The 16,134-nt window shown below is 41.1% G+C and carries 18 protein-coding genes; all 18 read left to right on the top strand.

Annotation, left to right across the window (positions count from 1 at the left end; translation table 11 throughout):
• Positions 1-125 precede the first annotated feature (125 nt).
• The 18 genes from pcrA to WMO65_RS04990 all read left to right on the top strand — a co-directional run bounded on the left by pcrA (position 126) and on the right by WMO65_RS04990 (position 16,120).
• Complete coding sequence (gene pcrA, locus WMO65_RS04905; protein WP_033144137.1) at positions 126-2,339, top strand: DNA helicase PcrA; 2,214 nt, start codon at positions 126-128, stop codon at positions 2,337-2,339.
• Between the two features lie 431 nt (positions 2,340-2,770).
• Entirely contained in the window at positions 2,771-3,001 is a 231-nt protein-coding gene (locus WMO65_RS04910) for a DUF4366 domain-containing protein (RefSeq protein ID WP_018594181.1), read from the top strand.
• A gap of 69 nt (positions 3,002-3,070) precedes the next feature.
• The gene (gene rlmD / locus WMO65_RS04915) at positions 3,071-4,468 is read left to right on the top strand and encodes a 23S rRNA (uracil(1939)-C(5))-methyltransferase RlmD (RefSeq protein WP_148392568.1); all 1,398 of its coding nucleotides are present in this window, start codon (positions 3,071-3,073) and stop codon (positions 4,466-4,468) included.
• Between the two features lie 243 nt (positions 4,469-4,711).
• A complete protein-coding gene (locus WMO65_RS04920; protein WP_044822776.1) occupies positions 4,712-7,762 on the top strand; it encodes an SrtB-anchored collagen-binding adhesin in 3,051 nt (1,016 codons plus the stop codon).
• A gap of 12 nt (positions 7,763-7,774) precedes the next feature.
• Positions 7,775-7,933 carry a hypothetical protein gene (locus WMO65_RS04925; RefSeq protein WP_154640530.1) on the top strand — a complete coding sequence of 53 codons (159 nt, stop codon included), beginning with the start codon at positions 7,775-7,777 and terminating at the stop codon, positions 7,931-7,933.
• Between the two features lie 35 nt (positions 7,934-7,968).
• Positions 7,969-8,292 carry a YdcP family protein gene (locus tag WMO65_RS04930; RefSeq protein WP_044822775.1) on the top strand — a complete coding sequence of 108 codons (324 nt, stop codon included), beginning with the start codon at positions 7,969-7,971 and terminating at the stop codon, positions 8,290-8,292.
• Positions 8,293-8,305: 13 nt separating this feature from the next.
• Positions 8,306-8,692, top strand: coding sequence for a YdcP family protein (locus tag WMO65_RS04935; protein ID WP_044822774.1), 387 nt, complete (start codon positions 8,306-8,308; stop codon positions 8,690-8,692).
• 95 nt (positions 8,693-8,787) lie between these two features.
• Positions 8,788-9,246, top strand: a complete 459-nt coding sequence (locus WMO65_RS04940) for a VOC family protein (RefSeq protein WP_044822773.1) — start codon at positions 8,788-8,790, stop codon at positions 9,244-9,246.
• Between the two features lie 63 nt (positions 9,247-9,309).
• Positions 9,310-9,723: a DUF3788 domain-containing protein gene (locus WMO65_RS04945; RefSeq protein WP_044822772.1), complete on the top strand. Its 414-nt coding sequence runs from the start codon at positions 9,310-9,312 to the stop codon at positions 9,721-9,723.
• Positions 9,724-9,772: 49 nt separating this feature from the next.
• Positions 9,773-10,093, top strand: a complete 321-nt coding sequence (locus WMO65_RS04950) for a TfoX/Sxy family protein (RefSeq protein WP_044822771.1) — start codon at positions 9,773-9,775, stop codon at positions 10,091-10,093.
• Between the two features lie 64 nt (positions 10,094-10,157).
• Positions 10,158-10,595, top strand: coding sequence for a hypothetical protein (locus tag WMO65_RS04955; RefSeq protein WP_044822770.1), 438 nt, complete (start codon positions 10,158-10,160; stop codon positions 10,593-10,595).
• A gap of 60 nt (positions 10,596-10,655) precedes the next feature.
• A complete protein-coding gene (locus WMO65_RS04960; RefSeq protein WP_044822769.1) occupies positions 10,656-11,198 on the top strand; it encodes a DUF3795 domain-containing protein in 543 nt (180 codons plus the stop codon).
• Positions 11,199-11,254: 56 nt separating this feature from the next.
• Complete coding sequence (locus tag WMO65_RS04965; protein ID WP_044822824.1) at positions 11,255-11,761, top strand: YcxB family protein; 507 nt, start codon at positions 11,255-11,257, stop codon at positions 11,759-11,761.
• A 110-nt stretch (positions 11,762-11,871) separates the two neighbouring features.
• The gene (locus tag WMO65_RS04970) at positions 11,872-13,266 is read left to right on the top strand and encodes an FtsK/SpoIIIE domain-containing protein (protein ID WP_044822768.1); all 1,395 of its coding nucleotides are present in this window, start codon (positions 11,872-11,874) and stop codon (positions 13,264-13,266) included.
• 201 nt (positions 13,267-13,467) lie between these two features.
• Entirely contained in the window at positions 13,468-14,667 is a 1,200-nt protein-coding gene (mobT, locus tag WMO65_RS04975) for a MobT family relaxase (RefSeq protein ID WP_080291451.1), read from the top strand.
• 3 nt (positions 14,668-14,670) lie between these two features.
• Positions 14,671-14,811 carry a DUF3789 domain-containing protein gene (locus tag WMO65_RS04980; RefSeq protein ID WP_431769650.1) on the top strand — a complete coding sequence of 47 codons (141 nt, stop codon included), beginning with the start codon at positions 14,671-14,673 and terminating at the stop codon, positions 14,809-14,811.
• Positions 14,812-15,033: a hypothetical protein gene (locus tag WMO65_RS04985; RefSeq protein WP_006354966.1), complete on the top strand. Its 222-nt coding sequence runs from the start codon at positions 14,812-14,814 to the stop codon at positions 15,031-15,033.
• Between the two features lie 70 nt (positions 15,034-15,103).
• The gene (locus tag WMO65_RS04990; RefSeq protein WP_044822766.1) at positions 15,104-16,120 is read left to right on the top strand and encodes a DUF5677 domain-containing protein; all 1,017 of its coding nucleotides are present in this window, start codon (positions 15,104-15,106) and stop codon (positions 16,118-16,120) included.
• Positions 16,121-16,134: the final 14 nt, after the last annotated feature.

Consider the following 16,134-nt stretch of genomic DNA (forward strand, 5'->3'; position numbering starts at 1 on the left):
GAAATCCCCGGCAAACGCTTGCCTGCCCCGGGGAGCTGTGTTATATTGTAGGAACAGGTGTTTTGATACATGGAGATAGAAAGTACAAAATGTGCTTTCTATTGTTGATTTATGGAGGTACATTTATGAGTATATATGACACTTTGAATCCGCAGCAGAAGGAAGCAGTCCTTCACACAGAGGGGCCGGTGCTGATCCTGGCCGGAGCGGGCTCAGGAAAGACCAGAGTGCTGACCCACAGGATCGCCTATCTGATTGAGGAAAAGGGTGTGAATCCGTGGAATATCATGGCTATCACATTTACCAATAAGGCGGCAGGTGAGATGCGCGAGCGTGTGGATAAAATCGTGGGATTCGGCTCTGAGAGTATCTGGGTCTCCACCTTCCATTCAAGCTGTGTGCGTATTTTGCGAAGATATATAGACAGGCTGGGATTTGACCACAATTTTACCATTTATGATACAGATGACCAGAAAAGTCTGATGAAGGATATCTGCAAACGTCTGCAGATCGATACGAAGGTACATAAGGAGAGGGCCATACTTTCCGCCATTTCTTCGGCAAAGGATGAACTGGTGACGCCGGAGGAATATGAGCTGAACAATATGTCTGATTTCAGCAAGAAAAAGATTGCCCAGGCATACAAGGAATACCAGAAAGAGCTGAGAAAAAACAACGCACTTGATTTTGACGATCTGATCGTGAAGACAGTGGAGCTGTTCCAGGCATGTCCGGATGTGCTGGACTATTACCAGGAGCGTTTCCGTTATATTATGGTGGATGAGTATCAGGATACCAATACGGCACAGTTTAAATTTGTAAGCCTTCTGGCAAGTAAATATAAGAATCTGTGCGTGGTGGGCGATGATGACCAGTCTATCTATAAATTCAGGGGGGCAAATATCGGAAATATCCTTGGATTTGAGAAGGTATTTTCTGACGCTAAGGTGATCAAACTGGAACAGAATTACCGTTCTACCCAGAATATCCTCAATTCTGCCAATGAGGTGATACATAATAATATAGGAAGAAAAGAGAAATCCCTGTGGACAGACAATGAGGAAGGTTCCCTGGTGCATTACAGGCAGTTTATGAATGCATATGAGGAGGCCGAATTCATTGCGGGAGATATCAGCAGGAAAGTGCGGGAAGCAGACTGCCAGTATAAAGACTGTGCCATTTTGTACAGGACCAATGCCCAGTCACGTCTTTTCGAGGAAAAATTCCTTATGGCAAATATTCCGTACAAACTGGTGGGAGGCGTCAACTTCTATGCCAGAAAGGAGATCAAGGACCTGCTGGCTTACCTGAAGACTGTGGACAACGCCAGAGATGATCTGGCTGTGCGCCGTATCATCAATGTGCCGAAACGCGGAATCGGGGCAACCACACTTGCAAAGGTGCAGGATTACGCCTCTGAGCACGACATGAGCTTTTACGATGCTTTGAAAGAAGCAGAGAATATTCCTACCCTTGGAAGGGCAGCAGCCAAAATCGAACCCTTTGTCACATTTGTCCAGAGCCTCAGAAGTAAGACGGAGTATTTTTCGCCGTCAGAGCTGCTCAATGATATTATTGAGGAGACAGGATATGTGATGGAGTTAAAGGCTGAGGGCACAGAGGAAGCAGACGCAAGGATTGAAAATATCGATGAGTTGATCACAAAGATTGTTTCCTATGAGGAGGAAAATGAAGATCCCACACTCAGCGGATTCTTGGAAGAGGTTGCCCTGATCGCCGATATTGACACAGTGGACGGGGATGGAAACCAGGTGCTTCTTATGACGCTGCACAGTGCGAAGGGTCTGGAATTTCCTTATGTATATCTGGCCGGTATGGAGGATGGTATTTTCCCGAGTTATATGACCATCACGGCAGATGACCCGGCAGAGCTGGAGGAGGAGCGCAGGCTTTGTTATGTGGGTATCACAAGGGCCATGAAGGATCTGACGCTGACCTGTGCGCAGCAGAGAATGATACGCGGTGAGACACAGTACAATAAGCCCTCCCGTTTTATCCGGGAGATACCAAGGGAACTGGTGGACCTGGGAAGAGACTTTAAAGAGCAGAAGATCAAGGAGATTCCGCTTCCCAATACGATGAAGCAGATGAAACAGGCGTTTAAGCAGCCTGCATTCATACCAAAGCAGTTTGAGGTGAAAAAATCAGCGGGACTGTCTTACAATGTGGGTGACACGGTGAAGCATATCAAATTTGGTGTGGGTGTTGTGAAAAATATCGTGGAAGGCGGCCGTGACTATGAAGTGACCGTGGATTTCGACAAGTCAGGGACTAAGAAAATGTTTGCGTCATTTGCAAAACTGAAAAAAGTGGAATAAGATTTGAGAAATCTGCAGAAGCTGAATAGAAATAAAGTTACTGCTCACTCTGTGACCGGTACCGGGATAATTACTGTTCACTGCGTGCCCAGCAACACGCTTCGCGATGCACAGATATGGAGCATTCTGCTCCATATCGCGCTGGCTGTCTCGGGATTTTCATGCCTTCAGCCTGAAAACACCTCGCGGGACAGAGGCGTGTGAACAGTAACTCGGGATAAATCAATATGAAAATATTGAATAAAGGATAGTAAAATTTTGCCTATCGTGATATAATATTAAAAACAAGCCGAATGAAAGTTTTTTTACAGGAAACTATAATAAAGGAATTTGCAGTACATTCGGCAAAGACTGACAGACAGCCGGCAGCAACTCCGGAGAGTCGGGGCAGCAGTGCAGGATGTCATAAGTAAGAGAGGATGGTGCAGGCTATGAATCGTATTGAGGATTTAATCACAGCATTACAGAAGAAAGAAGAAGAAAAAAATAAGAATACCGTCTTATGGATTCTGGCTATCATCGGAGCAGTAGCTGCTGTTGCCGGAATAGCATATGCAGTATACCGTTTCTTCACTCCGGATTATCTGGAAGATTTTGAAGAGGACTTCGACGATGACTTCGATGATTATTTTGAAGACGATGACGAGGATGAAGACAAATAAAAAGAGTAATAGGGAGCTTCGGGAAACCGGAGCTTCTTTTTCTGTTAAACAATATCAGGAGGAACAGTTTTGAAAAAAGGAGAAATTTACGAAGGAATCATTGAAAAAGTAGACTTCCCCAACAAGGGACGTATCATCATAGACGGCAGGACCGTTACCGTAAAGAATGGCATTCCGGGCCAGAAGGTGCGGTTTTTGATTAATAAAAAGAGGGGAGACCGTCTGGAAGGACGACTTCTGGAGGTGCTGGAAAAATCCCCGCTGGAGAAACGCGAACCTGTCTGCAGCATTTTCCCGGCCTGCGGCGGCTGTATGTATCAGACCATGGAGTATGAAGACCAGCTTAATATGAAGGCAGAGCAGGTTAAAAATCTGCTGGACAAGGTGATTGTAAATGCCGGTCAGGTGGATGAGGACGGCAGCCCGGATTATATGTTTGAAGGGATTAAGGGAAGTCCCATGGAGTTTGCTTACAGAAATAAAATGGAGTTTTCCTTCGGTGATGAATACAAGGACGGCCCTCTGGCGCTGGGACTGCATAAGAAGGGAAGTACCTATGATGTGCTGAATGCTTATGACTGTAAGCTGGTGCACGAGGATATGACGAAGATCCTGCAGTGTGTGGGCGAGTATTTCCGGAGCAGGAATGTGAGTTATTATAAGAAGATGCAGCATGTGGGATATCTGCGCCACCTGCTTTTGAGAAGGGCCAATACAACCGGGGAGATTCTGGTGAATCTGGTAACTACAAGCCAGGAGGAACATGATCTGGAACCGCTGAAGGAAGAGCTGCTGGCGCTGCCTTTGGAGGGGGAGATAGTGGGATTTCTCCATATTATCAATGACGCGCTCTCTGATATGGTGCAGAGCGATGAGACCAGGATACTGTATGGGAAGGATTATTTTTATGAGGAGATCCTGGGGCTTAAATTTAAAGTGACGCCGTTTTCTTTCTTCCAGCCGAATTCTTATGGGGCAGAGGTGCTGTATAATACGGCAAGGGAGTATATCGGGGATACGAAAGATATGACCGTGTTTGATCTGTACAGCGGAACAGGGACCATTTCACAGATACTTTCGCCGGTGGCGAAAAAGGTGATCGGGGTTGAAATCGTGGAGGAGGCTGTGCAGGCGGCGAAGGAGAATGCAGAGCTGAATGGAATTGACAACTGCCGGTTCATTGCTGGGGATGTGCTGAAGGTGATCGATGAGATCGAGGAGAAGCCCGACTTCATCGTGCTGGACCCGCCGAGAGACGGGATCCATCCTAAGGCGCTGCCGAAGATAAGAGATTCATTTAGGTGTGAAAGAATTGTATACATTTCTTGTAAGCCAACTAGCCTGGCCCGGGATATCCTTGAATTTTCAAAGGGGGGATATCATGTCAAACGTGTCTGTTGCGTTGACATGTTCCCTAACACCGTCCATATAGAGACTTGTGTGTTGCTACAACGAAAAACTATGTAGAAATCCTTAATTTTAGGCACTTTTTCAAGCATATCGTGTTTACAAGTGAGGGTGATAAAATCCGAAATAAAGAGATTAAAAACTATATCAATGTTTCAGTAGTAGTTGATATAGAGTGTGGGAACACAACAAATTAAATATTAAATTTGAGGGGTACTTGTAAAAGAGTATCCCTTTTCAATGTAGGGCGTTCAGAAAAGAGCGTCTATTTTTTTACCCAAAATGAAAGGAGCATTAAGAATTATGAAAAAGATATTCAAGCGATTATGTACGGGCTTCTTAGCCTTTGCGACTATCGTTACCGCCTTGCCGAGTACCATTGTTCATGCCGAAAGCAAGCAATACTGGACACAATCTGATGAGCGTGTCGGTATCGTTGAAAAAGTAATGAATGACGGTTCTATCGGTTCAACCTTTAACGAGGGACATTTGACCGTTGAGGGTGAGGACGCTTATTGTATTGACATTAACACGGACTTTAGAAATGGATATAAGACCAGAGCTGACGCAAGCACACGCATGAGTGCTGACCAGATAGCCGACGTTGCCTTATCCATTGAATACGTCAAGCAATACACGGACAGCCACGGCGGTTTGAGCAGTAATCACGCCTACCTTTTAAGACAGTTGGTTGTCTGGCAGAGATTGAGCGTACATCTTGGCTGGCAGTGTGATAACGTGCGAGCTTCCTATAATGAAATTCCAAAGGCAACGCAGGACGAAGTATTCGTAGGAGCGAAAACCTTTGTCAAAGCAAATAAAGGACGCTATGAATGTGGCGGTTATATCTACTCTGGCGAGGGGCAGGAATTGGGACAGTTCTGGGCGAACCTTAATGTAGGTAACGCTACACTACAAAAGAGTTCCACCAACACCAGCATTACAGACGGTAACGGAAATTACAGTATCGCTGGTGCGACGTATGGTGTCTTTTCTGATAAGGACTGCACAAACCAGCTTGCCACCCTTACGACAGATAACAACGGCAATACCGAAACCGTAGAAGTCAAGGCTGGCATAGTCTATATCAAGGAATTATCCGCACCGACTGGCTACAAGATTGATAATACTGTGTATTCTCTAAAGGTTGAAGCAGGAAAAACAGCGACTTTGAAAGTAGCTGACACGCCAAAAGTAACCGATACCTTGATTGAGCTTTTCAAAATTGATATGGAAACACAGAAAAGCAATCCGCAGGGCGACGCTACCTTAGAGGGTGCGGAGTTCACATGGAAGTATTACGCTGGCTACTACAACAAAGATAATCTTCCTGCTGAACCAACTCGTACATGGACGACAAAGACAATCGCTGAAAAAGACAGCGACGGTACAATCCATTACGTTACCCGTTTAGCCGACGCTTACAAAGTCGCTGGCGACAGCTTCTATATGCAGGACGGCAACGCCGTACTTCCATTAGGTACATTAACCGTAGAGGAAGTCAAAGCACCAGACGGCTATTTGTTAGATGGTGCATATATGCAGGCAAACGGCAGTGAAGAACAAATCAAAGGAATGTATTTAACACAGATTAGCGAGGACGGCGACCTTGCCATACTGACTGGAAGCAATCAATTTTCTGTATCAGACAAGGTTATCCGTGGCGGTGTCAAAATCCAGAAACGTGATTTAGAAACGAAAGACACCAAAGCACAAGGCGGAGCTACCTTGAAAGATACTGCCTTTGAAATTATTTCCCTAAATGACAGTGCCGTATTGGTTGAGGGAAAATTATACAAGAAAAATGAAGTCGTAAAGACCATTCATACGGACATTGAGGGCGTGGCTTCTACTTCTGCTGATTTATTACCACATGGGAAATATCGTATCGAAGAAAGCGAAGCACCAGAGGGCTACTTGACGGACGGTGCAAAAGCGATTGAGTTTACCATTACAGAGAATGGAAAAATTGTGGATTTAACCAACGAAGCCCATTCTGTCTACAATCAAATTAAGCGTGGCGATTTAGAGGGCGTGAAGATTGGAGCAGGTACGCACAAGCGTCTTGCTGATGTTCTTTTTAGGATCACAAGCAAGACGACGGGAGAAAGCCATATTGTCGTAACGGACGATAACGGGCAGTTCTCTACTTCTTCTGACTGGGCTTCCCACAAGAACAACACCAACGAGGGCAAGACCAGTGAGGACGGCGTATGGTTTGGAACTTCTGAACCAGACGACAGCAAAGGAGCGTTATTATATGACACTTACATTATTGAAGAATTACGTTCTGACAGCAACAAGGGCTTTGAACTTATCCCACCTTTTGAGATTGTGATTTCCAGAAACAAAGTAACCGTTGATTTAGGCACATTGACTGATGAATACGAAAAAGAAATCTCAATCCATACCACAGCGACCAGCAAGGACGGCAAAAAGTCAATCATTGCTGGCAAAGAGGTAACAATCATTGATACCGTCAAATTAGACGGGCTTGTGAAAGGAACAAAGTATCAGTTGAAAGGCTGGCAGATGATTAAGGACGAAAACGCCGAACTTATCATTGACGGCAAACGTGTAGAGAACGACTATACCTTTATTGCTGATGATGAAACAATGAAAGTCGAAATTGCCTATACATTCAACGCTTCTGCTCTAGGTGGCAAGAACCTTGTAACCTTTGAAGAATTGTACGACCTTTCCGATAAGGACGAGCCTATCAAGGTGGCAGAACACAAGGATATTGAGGACGACGGGCAAACGGTATTGATTACCGAGCGTATCATCAAGATACATACCACAGCTACTTTTGAGGACGGCAAGAAAGAAATCGAAGCAGGCAAAGACGTAACGATTGTTGATACGGTTACTTTAGAGGGTTTGGAAGTCGGCACAACGTATCAGCTTGTAGGCTGGCAGATGATTAAGGACGAAAACGCCGAACTTATCATTGACGGCAAGCGTGTAGAGAATGACTATACCTTTACCGCTGACAGTGAAAACATGCAAGTACAGATTACCTTTACATTCGACGCTTCCGAGCTTGGCGGAAAACAGCTTGTAACCTTTGAAGAATTGTATGATTTCAGCAATCCAGACGAACCGAAAAAGGTTACGGAGCATAAGGATATTGAGGACGAGGGGCAGACGGTAACAATCAAGGAAGTACCAGAAGTTCCCGAAGAACCAGAGAAACCAGAAACACCAACAACACCCGATACACCAACTAAAACGGACAGTCCCAAAACGGGCGACAGTACAAACCTTATGGCATTTATCGTGATGTTGCTTGCTTCTGCTGGCGGTCTTGCAGGTACATACTTCTACAAACGCCGTCGCATGAAAAAATCATAGGACGGTAACTGTATGAGAAAAGAAAAATCACGCTCTCCGCCATTACCTATGGCAGACTGGAAACCTAACATTGAAACTGTTCTTTTTTCATCAATCCATTTATGGAATGATGAGAAAAAACAGTCCACTAGGGGCTTGGGGAGTGTAGCTCCCCAAAATCTCTATTACTAAACAAAAATTCAAAGAAAGAAATGAGGTAAAACATTATGGAATTAAAATATGTTGTGCCGAACATGGAAAAGACATTCGGCAATTTGGAATTTGCAGGCGAAAGCAAGATTGAACAACAGCGTGTGAATGGTCGCTATGTTCCCGTAACCAGAAGCTACAACTTGTATTCCGACGTACAACGAGCTGATGATATTATCGTAACCATTCCTGCCAAAGCTGGCGAGAAACATTTCAAGCCAGAGCAGAAAATCAAACTGATTAACCCACGCATTACCGCAGAGGGCTACAATATCCGTGGGCGTGGCTTTACAAACTATATCTTACTGGCTGATGATATGTTGCCAGTGGAAAGTAAATAAGGGGGTATTCATTATGAGATTAGCAAATGGAATTGTATTAGACAAAGAAAAGACATTTGGTGTATTGAAGTTCTCTGCCCTTAGACATGAGGTGCGTATGGAAAATGAGGACGGAACGACAAGTGAAGAAATCAAACGCAGAACTTATGATTTAAAATGCAGTGTGCAGGAACGCATGATACAAGTGTCTATTCCTGCTGATGTGGCAGTCAAGGACTATCCGTATAATGCCGAAGTGGAACTTATCAATCCCGTAGCCGATACAGTAGCAAATGCCAACTTTAGAGGGGCTGACGTGGACTGGTATATCAAGGCTGACGATATTATTTTGAAGAACAAAGGCAACCAGCCAGTAGGAAATCCACAGAACCATACACTACAGGGACAATCAAAAAAATAAACTAGCAAACTAGATTTTCATTGTAGCAGATATAAGTGACTGTTATAATATTGATATGGAAAACAGGATAATATGAATTTGCGGAGGTAACGAAAATGAAATTTAAAAATCCTATGTTGGTAGTGACTGATATAGATAAATCAGTTGAGTTTTATAAAAAAGTTTTTGGACTTCGTGTAATTATGGATTTTGGAGCAAATAAAACTTTAACAGGTGGCTTAGCCTTACAGACAAGTGAAACATACAAAGAGTTTATCGGTACAAGTAATATTTCTTTTGGTGGTAACAATTTTGAAGTCTATTTTGAAGAAGATGATTTTGATAGATTTGCTGATAGGCTGAAAGAATATGATATTGAATATGTCCACCCTATTATAGAACATTCATGGGGACAACGTGTAGTCCGCTTTTATGACCCAGATAAACATATTATCGAAGTTGGAGAAAACATGAAAATAGTATGCAAGCGTTTCTTAAATAGCGGAATGACACCAGAACAAGTTGCAGAACGCATGGACGTGCCTATGAAATTTATAAATGCCTGCGTGAGATAAATTCTTGTTTGTAGAAGTCAATAAATACAAAGATAAATTAGAAGTTATAAAGGAGAAATGAGTATGCTGGATAAAATACCTAATGCAGAAGAAATGACTGCTTTAGTCGGGCAATCATTATATGATATATGGAATAAACTGTGTGCCTTAATTGATGAAAAGTATGACATGGAATGTTTATGGAACAAAGGTGGTAAAGCGTGGACTTATGAGTATAAATATCGTCGTGGCGGAAAAACGCTTTGTGCATTGTACGCAAGGGAAAACTGTGTAGGATTTATGATTATCTTAGGGAAAGATGAACGATTAAAATTTGATACAGATAGAAATAGTTATTCAAAAGAAGTGCAAAAAATTTATGATGAAACAAAAACCTATCATGACGGAAAATGGTTGATGTTTGAGCCAACAGATACAATCTTATTTAATGATTTTGTTAAATTATTGGGAATAAAAAGAAAGCCCAACAGGAAATGATGATTTTATACTTCAATTTAGTATATAAATAGGAATTTGAGGTGGAAGTATGGCATCAAGCAAAGAATATTTGGAGTTTATTTTAGGGCAGTTATCCGAATTAGAAGAAATTACATATCGTGCTATGATGGGAGAATTTATTATCTATTATCGTGGTAAGATTGTCGGCGGTATCTATGATGATAGATTGCTTGTCAAACCAGTAAAATCAGCAATTAGTTATATGTCAACAGCTCTGCATGAGTTACCCTATGAGGGAGCAAAAGAAATGTTGTTGGTAGAAGAAGTTGATAATAAGGAATTTTTGACAGGCTTGTTTCATGCTATGTATGAAGAACTACCAGCACCAAAACCGAAGAAAAAGAAGTAAGCAAATCCCAGTTTATATGACTATAGAAGATAAAAAATATAATTTGTAAGGAGATGAGACCATAATGTGCATTGAATGCTATATTGATGAAAATAGAATTACACCGTTGTTAAATCCGATAGAATGTTTACAAAATCATACACAGTATATCTGTGGGACTTGTGGACGGTGCATCTGTATTGAACATGACCCTAAGCGTGGTCTGCAAAGATGGAATTTTCCTTTCAAGTCACTAGAAATTGCAAAAATGTATTTGCGTACTGCTGATTACAGTATGAAAAAATCATGTGGTATTTATGAAATAGTAAGTGAAAATGGGAGACGTTCCTACAAAATTTTTGCAAATAATGAGGACTTACAGTTATACCTAAAAAAGAATAAAGGTAAAACCTGTAAAGATACAAAGCCTATTTTTGCTGTTGAAGAATATAAAGAATATGCAAATACACAAATACGAAAATTGACTTCTAACGAAATACAGAAATATATGTCAGAGCGATAACTTCCAGTTTGTAAAAGTCAATAAATCCAAAGATAAATTTGAAGTTAGGAGACTGGTACTATGAAAGGATTTGAACGTAAAAACCAATTATTTTCTCTTTGCGGATTGAATTGCGGATTATGCCCTATGCTTTTGGGAAATTACTGTGGCGGTTGTGGCAATGGTAATCAATCATGCAGAATTGCGAAATGTAGTCTTGAACATGGAAAGATTGAATATTGCTATGAATGCAGACAATATCCATGCGAAAAATATCAACACATTGATGATTATGATTCTTTCATCACGCATAAACGGCGAAAAGCAGATTTAGAAAGAGCAAAAAACATAGGCATTGAGCAATATAATCTTGAACAGCAGGAAAAAACACAAATTCTTTCTTACTTACTTTCTAACTATAATGACGGGCGTAGAAAGACTTTCTTTTGTGTGGCAGTTAATTTATTAGATCTTTCAGAATTGCAAGAAGCAATGAAACAAATACAATCCAATGACGAATTGTCCTTACTACCATTTAAGGCACAATGCTTGTATGTGGTAGAGGTGTTTCGGAAGATTGCTGAAAGGAGAAATATAAAACTGAAACTTATCAAAAAAAAGTGATTTTCAAATTTGAAATTGTAACAAAGATTATTTATATAACGAACGGAGGTATAACTTTGGAAACAGTAGAGTTAAGATTTCAATATACTCAAAGTGAATATATAAAAGCAGAAAGGCAATATTTAATTTCTAGTAAAACTATACATAAATATGATATTGCTTTAGTCGCTGTATTTTTGTTGCTGTCAGTCATTTATATGCTGTTCTCCTCTTTTAGCGTATTTAGTATTTTAATATTTGGATTGATAATTGTTGTAACTGCATTGGGAAGCTATTTATATATCCTAATGCCTATACTGAAATTCAAACAAACTGCAAAATATCATGAGGAATATACGCTGGTATTTTCTAAGGAAAACATTAAATTTAAAACACAAAGCATTGACTCAGAAGTGAAGTGGGACATCTACTCTGCACTATGGGAAAGCCATGATTTTTATTACTTAATTCAAGCACCACGATTATATACGTTAATTCCCAAAAGAGTTTTTAAAGACCTAAACGAAAAACAGCTATTTGAAGAAATTGCACAATCAAGAGTTAAAACAACAAAGCACGTATAATGAACATACCCTACAATGTAACAACTTCATATTCATACACACAAAGCGGTTAGTCTTTTAAGATTGACTGCTTTTTTCATACTTAAATTTAAGATTGGAGTGATTGATTTATGCGAATGATTTTGAATAAAGGACACCGTATCAGAGCCAGCGACAAGCACCTTGTCTACCATTTTTCCATAGGGACGCTTCTGTTTGTATTCGTGGTAGTTCTTCTGCTACTGAATATGAAACAGCTCATGCGTACTGATTGGGAGCATATCAGCTTGTTAGAGAACGGCTTGACGCTTTCCCCTTACAACTTCATAACCATACTGATAGCGACTGGTGTTTGTGCATTGGTCGCTTTTTGGTATTACCGCTTCTGCCATGACAGTTTCAAGAAGCTACTGCACCGTCAAAAGCTGGCAAGAATGATACTGGAAAACAAGTGGTATGAAGCCGATACTGTACAAGACGGCGGTTTTTTTACTGACCTGCAAAGCAGATCAAGGGAAAAAATCGTCTGGTTTCCAAAGATTTACTATCAAATGGAAAAAGGATTGCTTCATATCCGCTGTGAAATTACGCTGGGGAAATATCAAGACCAGCTCTTACGATTAGAGGATAAATTGGAAAGTGGCTTGTATTGTGAACTGACCGACAAGACCTTACATGACGGCTATATCGAATATACACTGCTTTATGATATGATAGCGAACCGCATTACCATTGACGAAGTGAAAGCAGAAAACGGCTGTCTTAGACTGATGAAAAATCTTGTATGGGAATATGACGCACTTCCTCACGCTCTGATTGCTGGTGGAACTGGTGGCGGTAAAACGTATTTTCTGCTGACGCTTATTGAAGCTCTGCTACATACGAACGCTATTCTTTACATCTTAGACCCGAAGAACGCTGACCTTGCAGACTTAGGTACAGTTATGGGAAATGTATATCACACCAAAGAAGAAATGATTGATTGCGTCAATGCCTTTTATGAGGGCATGGTACAAAGAAGCGAAGAAATGAAGCAACACCCGAACTATAAGACGGGCGAAAACTACGCCTATCTGGGACTGCCCCCCTGTTTTCTTATCTTTGATGAATATGTGGCGTTTTTTGAAATGCTGGGGACAAAGGAAAGCGTAAGTTTACTTAGCCAGTTAAAGAAAATCGTTATGTTAGGACGACAAGCAGGCTATTTTCTGATTGTTGCCTGCCAGCGTCCAGACGCAAAATATTTCTCGGACGGTATCAGAGATAATTTCAATTTCCGTGTAGGGTTGGGACGTATCAGCGAATTAGGTTACGGTATGCTGTTTGGTTCTGATGTGAAAAAACAGTTTTTCCAGAAGCGTATCAAAGGGCGTGGCTATTGCGATGTGGGAACAAGCGTCATAAGTGAATTTTACACGCCTTTAGTCCCGAAAGGATATGATTTTTTGCAGAACATAGGTTCTCTTACATATGCAAGGCAGGACGGGACGGCGACGTGCGAAGCGAAAGGCGACGGCACGGACTAGCCGTTGCTGGTGTGGCGGTAGCCACGCCAGCAGATACAAGCCCCTCATTATCTAACAGAGGGGCACAATTACGCTGGAAACTGGTTCAAAAACCTTTGAAAGTCCGCTAGTTATTAGGGTTTTCTCTATTTTCAGCCATTTGTGATAATCGCTTGAAATTATCACAAAATCACAAAAATATCACGATTGGGGGTATGACAACTGAATGATACTGATTTTCTCAACGCCTTGAAAGCAAAACGCAATGATTATGGCGTATCGCAGACAAGGCTTGCAATCATGGCTGGTATCAGCCGTGAACATCTAAGCCGTATCGAAGCTGGCAAGGTAGCACTGACCGAGGACATGAAGCACAAACTACTGGAAGCTGTGGAAAAATTCAATCCCGAAGCTCCCATGTTCCTGCTCTTTGATTATGTGCGTATCCGATTTCCCACACTGGATATACAGCACGTTATCAAGGACATTCTAAAGCTGAATGTAGACTATATGCTTCACGAAGATTTCGGGCATTACAAGTACACCGAGCATTACTATATCGGGGACGTGTTCGTTTATACTTCACAAGACAAGGAAAAAGGTGTCCTGCTGGAACTGAAAGGCAAAGGCTGTCGCCAGTTTGAAAGCTACCTGCTGGCACAGGAGCGAAGCTGGTATGACTTCCTCATGGACGCATTAGTTAATGGCGGTGTGATGAAGCGTATCGACCTAGCTATCAACGACAGAACGGGCTTACTGGATATTCCAGAACTGATAGAGAAATGCAAGAACGAGGAATGTATTTCTAAATTTCGTTCTTTCAAGAACTATGGTTCTGGGGAGCTGGTAAAGCACAACGAAGTCAACAAGGACGGCATGGGACACACGCTTTATATTGGTTCATTTACCAGTGAAGTCTACTTCTGTGTCTATGAAAAGAATTATGAACAATCCTCAAAATTGGGAATACCGATTGAGGAAGTCCCCATTAAAAACCGATTTGAGATACGTCTGAAAAATGAACGTGCCTACTATGCCGTGAGAGAACTGCTGACCCACTACGACGCAGAGCTGACGGCATTTTCTATTATCAACCAGTATATCCGCTTTGCCGATAAGGAAGTAGGCAAACGAAAAAGTGACTGGAAAACAAATGCACGCTGGTCTTGGTTCATTGGTGAGGGGCGACCGCCCGTGAAGCTGACGACAAAGCCAGAGCCTTATACTCTGCAAAGAACGCTGAACTGGCTACAAAGGCAGGTTGCCCCGACTTTGAAAATGCTGAAACAGATAGACGCAGGCAATCAGACCGACTATCTCAAAACTATTGAACAGCAGGCAAAACTGACGGACAAGCACAAGCAGATCGTGAAGCAACAGACGGCTTCGGTGGATGAACTGATAAAACAAGAAAAGGAGTGATTGATGATGATATGGGAATTGATTAAGGACTTACTGCTGGTATCACTTGGCATGGGTATCGGCGTGGTTCTGATGTGTATTATGAGTGTCGGAAAGGAAGCTGACCGACACATTATTGAATTAAAGGAAAGCGAGGAAAAATAAATGAATTTCGGGCAAAATTTATATACATGGTTTTTAAGCAACGCCCAGAGCTTAGTGCTTATGGCGATTGTGGTTATTGGTATTTACTTAGGGTTTAAACGTGAGTTTTCAAAACTTATCGGCTTCTTGGTGGTTGCCTTAGTTGCTGTTGGATTGGTATTCAATGCAGGCGGTGTCAAAGATGTACTCTTAGAGCTGTTCAATAAGATTATCGGAGCATAATAAATAGTGCTAACCAGCTTTAACAATGTTATAATTTACATATAAGATATTGGAAGGGTGGGTTAAAAATATGGCAAAAGATAATGCTTCAATTTTCCTAAAAGATACGTTTATGAAAACTGTAAAAAATAGAATTGAAGAAGCGGAAACGGAAGCTGAAGCTAAAGAAGTCATAGAAAAATTAGAAAAAATTGATTTGAGTGACTTATTTAAAGAAATGCTTTTCAAAATGGCTGATGATACTACTCAATATATGAAAAAAACAATGTATGAAGAGGTCATGGCTTTTAGGGCAGGAGAAGAGGAATTTATAGTCAGACAAGAACAAAAATGGTATAGAGGCTTTGTCGCTTCAGAAGCAATGTATATTATGACATTAGAAGTTGCTGAGTCCTATGTCCAGTATGTCAACGATTTAAGTATTGAAGAAAAAATTCAAAATAATAACACTTTTTTGGCTATGCTACATATCCATGGACGAGCTTTACAAGAATTTCTTGAAATTATTACCCTTATGAAAAATGGATTTGCAGATGGTGCATATGCTAGGTGGCGTTCTATGTATGAACTCTCCATAATAGCTTCATTTATAACAGAAAATGGAGAAAATGTTGCAAAAGCATTTATTGAAGCTAGCGAAACGGACGATAGATATGAATGGGCACGAGCAAGTGATTTGTTTTCTTCTAAAAAAAGATATATAAGTTTTAATGATATTCAAACTCATTGCGATATGAATACCAAAGTCTGGAGAAAACAATATGACTTAGCGAATAAAACTGTTCATGCTTCACCACAGGGAACATTTGCACGTTTAGGTAATATGAAGACAGAAAATATTATTCCCGTTGGCAGAAGTGATTACGGAATTACAACACCTGCAGAACATTCAGCCATATCTTTAGCACAGATTACAAGTATGTTTTTAAATATTTTTCCTTATGGAGATGGCATTGTCGCAATAAAAAATATAAATAATTGGATTGATGTCGTTCGAGAAATATATTTTAAAACGCATGATGAAGTTTTTCCAGAAGCTCCACCTCTTTGGAACAATGATTTGGAAAAATTTGGAGATTATGAATAAACATAATTAAGCGG

The organism is Blautia caccae (assembly GCF_040095955.1).
In the GTDB taxonomy this organism is placed as follows: domain Bacteria; phylum Bacillota; class Clostridia; order Lachnospirales; family Lachnospiraceae; genus Blautia; species Blautia celeris.

Coding starts and splice junctions, on each gene's coding strand:
- WMO65_RS04910 (WP_018594181.1), top strand. CDS start 2,771: ATGAATCGTATTGAGGATTTAATCACAGCATTACAGAAGAAAGAAGAA.
- WMO65_RS04950 (WP_044822771.1), top strand. CDS start 9,773: ATGGCATCAAGCAAAGAATATTTGGAGTTTATTTTAGGGCAGTTATCC.
- WMO65_RS04945 (WP_044822772.1), top strand. CDS start 9,310: ATGCTGGATAAAATACCTAATGCAGAAGAAATGACTGCTTTAGTCGGG.
- WMO65_RS04960 (WP_044822769.1), top strand. CDS start 10,656: ATGAAAGGATTTGAACGTAAAAACCAATTATTTTCTCTTTGCGGATTG.
- WMO65_RS04940 (WP_044822773.1), top strand. CDS start 8,788: ATGAAATTTAAAAATCCTATGTTGGTAGTGACTGATATAGATAAATCA.
- WMO65_RS04955 (WP_044822770.1), top strand. CDS start 10,158: ATGTGCATTGAATGCTATATTGATGAAAATAGAATTACACCGTTGTTA.
- WMO65_RS04970 (WP_044822768.1), top strand. CDS start 11,872: ATGCGAATGATTTTGAATAAAGGACACCGTATCAGAGCCAGCGACAAG.
- WMO65_RS04935 (WP_044822774.1), top strand. CDS start 8,306: ATGAGATTAGCAAATGGAATTGTATTAGACAAAGAAAAGACATTTGGT.
- WMO65_RS04930 (WP_044822775.1), top strand. CDS start 7,969: ATGGAATTAAAATATGTTGTGCCGAACATGGAAAAGACATTCGGCAAT.
- WMO65_RS04925 (WP_154640530.1), top strand. CDS start 7,775: ATGAGAAAAGAAAAATCACGCTCTCCGCCATTACCTATGGCAGACTGG.
- WMO65_RS04985 (WP_006354966.1), top strand. CDS start 14,812: ATGAATTTCGGGCAAAATTTATATACATGGTTTTTAAGCAACGCCCAG.
- pcrA (WP_033144137.1), top strand. CDS start 126: ATGAGTATATATGACACTTTGAATCCGCAGCAGAAGGAAGCAGTCCTT.
- WMO65_RS04920 (WP_044822776.1), top strand. CDS start 4,712: ATGAAAAAGATATTCAAGCGATTATGTACGGGCTTCTTAGCCTTTGCG.
- WMO65_RS04990 (WP_044822766.1), top strand. CDS start 15,104: ATGGCAAAAGATAATGCTTCAATTTTCCTAAAAGATACGTTTATGAAA.
- WMO65_RS04980 (WP_431769650.1), top strand. CDS start 14,671: ATGATGATATGGGAATTGATTAAGGACTTACTGCTGGTATCACTTGGC.